Annotated in this window: 4 protein-coding genes; all 4 read right to left on the bottom strand. The window is 68.3% G+C overall.

Annotated elements, in window-relative coordinates:
- Positions 1–1084 (bottom strand): biotin carboxylase N-terminal domain-containing protein (locus tag A9W96_RS12190; RefSeq protein WP_156765208.1); only part of this gene is annotated, 1084 nt, incomplete at its 3' end.
- Positions 1085–1089: 5 nt separating this feature from the next.
- Positions 1090–2679, bottom strand: coding sequence for an acyl-CoA carboxylase subunit beta (locus tag A9W96_RS12185; protein ID WP_156765209.1), 1590 nt, complete (start codon positions 2677–2679; stop codon positions 1090–1092).
- Positions 2680–2681: 2 nt separating this feature from the next.
- Positions 2682–3830, bottom strand: a complete 1149-nt coding sequence (locus A9W96_RS12180; RefSeq protein WP_067020417.1) for an acyl-CoA dehydrogenase family protein — start codon at positions 3828–3830, stop codon at positions 2682–2684.
- Positions 3827–4967, bottom strand: a 1141-nt coding sequence (locus tag A9W96_RS12175) for an acyclic terpene utilization AtuA family protein (RefSeq protein WP_067140033.1), incomplete at its 5' end; no start/stop codon positions are given. The genes A9W96_RS12180 and A9W96_RS12175, both read right to left, overlap by 4 nt.

The following is a 4967-nucleotide window of genomic DNA, read 5'->3' as shown; positions in this document are numbered from 1 at the left end:
TCCGGTGCCCCAGGGAACCGAACTCCGCCCGAACCGAGGGCACCTCGAATCCGCGGACCAGGCCGGCCTGCGGCTGCCAGTTCTTGGCGGGGTCCTCGGCGTAGAGCCGGGCCTCGATCGAATGCCCTTGCGCGGCAGGAGGGTCCGAGTCCAGGCGGGCGCCGTCGGCGACGGCGAGCTGCAGCTCGACCAGATCGAGTCCGGTGGTCTCTTCGGTCACCGGGTGTTCGACCTGTAGCCGGGTGTTCATCTCGAGAAAGTAGAACTCGCCGTCGTCGTCGGCGAGGAACTCCACCGTCCCGGCGCCGGTGTAGCCGATGGCTTCGGCGGCCAACCGGGCCGCGTCGAACAGCTTGGCGCGCATGCCCGGTGTGCGCTCCACCAACGGCGAGGGCGCCTCCTCGATGATCTTCTGGTGGCGGCGCTGAATCGAGCATTCGCGTTCGCCGACCGCCCACACCGTGCCATGGGTGTCGGCCATGATCTGGACCTCGATGTGGTGTCCGGTGGGCAGGTAGCGCTCGCAGAACACCGTCGGGTCCCCGAAGGCGGACTGCGCTTCGCGGCGCGCCGCCTCCACTTCGGCTGGCAAGGCGGACAATTCGCGCACCACCCGCATGCCGCGTCCGCCGCCGCCCGCGGAGGCCTTGACCAGCACCGGCAGCTGCGCCTCGGTGACGGTGTCGGGGTCGAGCTCGTCGAGCACGGGCACCCCGGCCGCGGCCATGAGTTTCTTGGACTCGATCTTGGAGCCCATCGCGCGCACCGCATCCACCGGCGGGCCGATCCACGTCAGGCCGGCGTCGGCGACGACGGCCGCGAAGTCGGCGTTCTCCGAGAGGAATCCGTAACCGGGGTGGATCGCGTCGGCGCCCGCGGCGCGGGCGGCGGCGATGATGGCCTGCGCGTTGAGGTAGTCGTTGGTCTTGTCCAGCCGCACCCGGGCGTCGGCCTCGGCGACGTGCGGGGCGCCGGCGTCGGGTTCGGTGTAGACGGCGACGGTGGTTAAGCCGAGCCGGCGGCAGGTGGCGAACACCCGCCGCGCGATCTCACCGCGGTTGGCGACCAGTACTCGAGTGACCATGGGGCTCACATCCGGAAGACGCCGAAGTTCGACGTCCCCTTGATCGGGCCATTGGCGATGGCCGACAAACAGATTCCCAAGACGGTGCGGGTATCTCGCGGGTCGATCACCCCGTCGTCGTAGAGCATCCCGGACAACACCAGCGGCAGCGACTCGGCTTCGATCTGGCCCTCGACCGCGGCCCGCATCGCCGCGTCGGCCTCCTCGTCGACCTGCTGGCCGCGCGCCTCGGCGGCCGCACGGGCCACGATCGACAGCACACCCGACAACTGGGCGCCGCCCATCACCGCGGACTTCGACGTCGGCCAGGCGAACAGGAACCGCGGATCGTAAGCGCGCCCGCACATGCCGTAGTGGCCCGCGCCATAGGAGGCGCCGATCAGCAGCGAGATGTGCGGGACCGTGGAGTTGGACACGGCGTTGATCATCATCGAGCCGTGCTTGATCATCCCGCCCTCTTCATAGTCCTTGCCCACCATGTAACCGGTGGTGTTGTGCAGGAACAGCAGCGGCGTGTCGGACCGGTTGGCCAGCTGGATGAACTGGGTGGCTTTCTGCGACTCCTCGCTGAACAACACGCCGCGCGCGTTGGCCAGGATGCCGATCGGATAGCCGTGCAGCCGGGCCCAGCCCGTCACCAGCGACGAGCCGTACAGCGGCTTGAATTCGTCGAACTCGGAACCGTCGACGATGCGGGCGATCACTTCGCGGGGATCGAACGGGATCCGCAGATCCGCGGGCACGATGCCGATGAGTTCCTCGGTGTCGAACAGCGGCTCGGTGACCGGCTTGGGTGTCGGCCCGTGCTTGGCCCAGTTCAACCGGGCCACGATGCGGCGGCCGATGCGGATCGCGTCGAGTTCGTCGACGGCGAAGTAGTCGGCCAAACCGGAGACGCGGGCGTGCATTTCGGCGCCGCCGAGTGACTCGTCGTCGGATTCCTCGCCGGTGGCCATCTTCACCAGCGGGGGACCGGCCAGGAAGACCTTGGAACGTTCCTTGATCATCACCACGTGATCCGACATGCCCGGGACGTAGGCACCGCCCGCGGTGGAGTTGCCGAATACCAGTGCGATGGTGGGGATTCCGGCCGCTGAGAGCCGGGTGAGGTCGCGGAACATCCGCCCGCCGGGGATGAAGATCTCCTTCTGCGTGGGCAGATCCGCGCCGCCGGACTCCACCAGCGAGATCACCGGGAGCCGGTTCTCGAAGGCGATCTGGTTGGCTCGCAGGATCTTCTTCAGGGTCCACGGGTTGCTGGTGCCGCCTTTGACCGTCGGGTCGTTGGCGACGATCATGCATTCGACGCCTTCGACCACCCCGATGCCGGTGACCGTGCTGGCGCCGACCTTGAAGGCGCTGCCCCAGGCCGCCAGCGGGCTCAGTTCCAGGAACGGCGAATCCTGGTCGACCAGGGATTCGATGCGTTCGCGTGCCGTCAGCTTGCCCCGGCCATGGTGACGCTCAACGTATTTGGCCCCGCCCCCGGCCAGCGCGTTGGCCAGCTCGGTGTCGATCTCCTCGAGTTTCGCGATAGCCGCCGACGCCGCGTCGGCGAAGGCGGTGGCCTCTGAATCGAGGGTGGACTGCAGCACGGTCATGATTGGAATCCCAGCAGTTTGGCGGACAGTGCGGTCAGGATTTCGGTGGTTCCGCCGCCGATGCCCAGGATCCGCATGTCCCGATATTGGCGTTCGACCTCGGACTCGGCCATGTAGCCCATGCCGCCGAACAACTGGACGGCTTGGTTGGCCACCCATTCGCCGGCCTCGACGGCGGTGTTCTTGGCGAAACACACCTGCGGAATCAGGTTGGTCTCGCCGGCGAGTTGCTGCTCCACAACGTGGCGCGAGTAAACCCTGGCGACGTCGATGCGACGCGCCATCTCGGCCAACGTGTTTTGCACCGACTGCCGCGATATCAATGGGCGGCCGAATGTTTCGCGGTCGCGACACCATTGCACCGTCAGGTCCAGGCAGCGCTGGGCGCTCGAATAGGCTTGTGCGGCAAGACCGATGCGTTCGGCGACGAAGGCCTGGGCGATTTGGGCGAACCCGCTGTTCTCCACGCCGACCAGGTTGGTGACCGGGACGCGGACGTCGGTGTAGGACAGCTCGGCCGTGTCCGAGGAACGCCAGCCCATCTTGTCCAGCTTGCGGCTCACCTCGAAGCCGGGCGTCCCCTTCTCGACCACCAGCAGCGAAACCCCGCCCGCGCCAGGGCCTCCGGTGCGTACCGCGGTCACCACGTAGTCGGCGCGGACCCCGGAGGTGATGTAGGTCTTGGCGCCGTTGACGATGTAGTGGTCACCATCGCGCACCGCGGAGGTGCGCAGGTGCCCGACGTCGGAACCGCCGCCCGGCTCGGTGATGGCCAGCGAGCCGATCTTCTCACCGGCCAGTGTCGGCCGGACGAACTCCTCGATGAGCCGCTGATCGCCCGAGGCGATCATGTGCGGCACCGCGATGCCGCAGGTGAACAACGACGCGAACACGCCGCCCGGGGCCCCGGCCTGATGCATCTCCTCGCAGATGATCACCGCGTCGGCGCCGTCGCCGCCACCGCCGCCAACCGATTCGGGGAAGCCCGCACCCAGCAGCCCGGCGTCTCCGGCGCTGCGGTGCAATTCGCGCGGCAGCTCGCCGCTGCGCTCCCACTCGTCGACGTGGGGCAGGATCTCGCGTTCCGCGAACGAGCGCACCGTCTTTCGCAGCTGTTCGCGCTCGGGTGTGGTCCAAAGGTTCACAGCAGACTCTCCGGGATGTCGAGGTAGCGGCCGCGCAGCCATTCGCCCAGCCCCTTGGCCTGGGGGTCGAATCGGGCCTGGTAGGCGACGCCCTGGCCGAGGATGCCGTCGATGACGAAGTTGACCGCTCGCAGATTCGGCAGCAGGTGACGCGTCACGCCGAAGTCGGCCGCTTCGGGCAGCAGTTCTCCGAGCAGCTCGACGGTCAACGTGTTGGCCAGCCATCGCCATTGCTCGTCGGTGCGTACCCACACCCCGATGTTGGCGGAGCCGCCCTTGTCGCCGCTGCGCGCGCCGGCGATGCGGCCCAGCGGCACGCGCCGGGTCGGCCCGTCCGGTAGGGGTTCGGGAAGCGGTGGCTCAGCGGCGGGGGAGAGCTCCAAAGTGTCCGTGGCGCAAGGGATGTGGACGCGGGTGCCGTCGGCGTGTACCGCAACGTGCGGTACCTGATCGGCGGCGACGTAGCCCGGGGTGAACACGCCGTAGACCTGGCCGTCAGCCGGGGGTGCGGTGACGTGGAATCCCGGATAGCTGGCCAACGCCAATTCGACGGCAGCCGAGGAGAATTGGCGTCCCACGTTGGCGGGGTCGGGGTCGCGTACGACGCAGTGCAGCAGCGCACTGGCGGCTTCCTCGGTGTCGGCGTCCGGGTGGTCGGTGCGTGCCAAAGTCCACTGCAGTTCGGCGGGCTTGACGGTGAGCGCGGCGTCGAGTTGTTGGCGCACCAGGTCGGCCTTCGCCTCGATATCCAGGCCGGTCAGCACGAACGTCATCGAGTTGCGGAACCCGCCGATGCTGTTCATCGACACTTTGTAGGTGGGCGGCGGGGCCTCGCCACGCGCACCGCTGATGCGCACCCGATCCGGCCCGTCGGACGACAGCTCGACGCTGTCCATCCGGGCGGTCACGTCGGGGTTGGCGTAGCGCGCCCCGGTGATCTCGTAGAGCAGCTGCGCGGTGACGGTGTCGACGCTGACCAGGCCGCCGGTGCCCGGGTGCTTGGTGATCACCGAGGATCCGTCGGCGTGGACCTCGGCGAGCGGGAAGCCGGCGTGGGTCAACTCGGGAACCTCGGTGAAGAACGAGTAGTTACCGCCGGTGGCCTGGACCCCGCACTCGATAACATGGCCCGCGACC

Source organism: Mycobacterium sp. 1245852.3 (genome assembly GCF_001669335.1).
Taxonomy (GTDB): domain Bacteria; phylum Actinomycetota; class Actinomycetes; order Mycobacteriales; family Mycobacteriaceae; genus Mycobacterium; species Mycobacterium europaeum_A.
The sequence above is the reverse complement of the archived record's forward strand: the minus strand, read 5'-3'. Positions and strand labels throughout refer to the sequence as shown.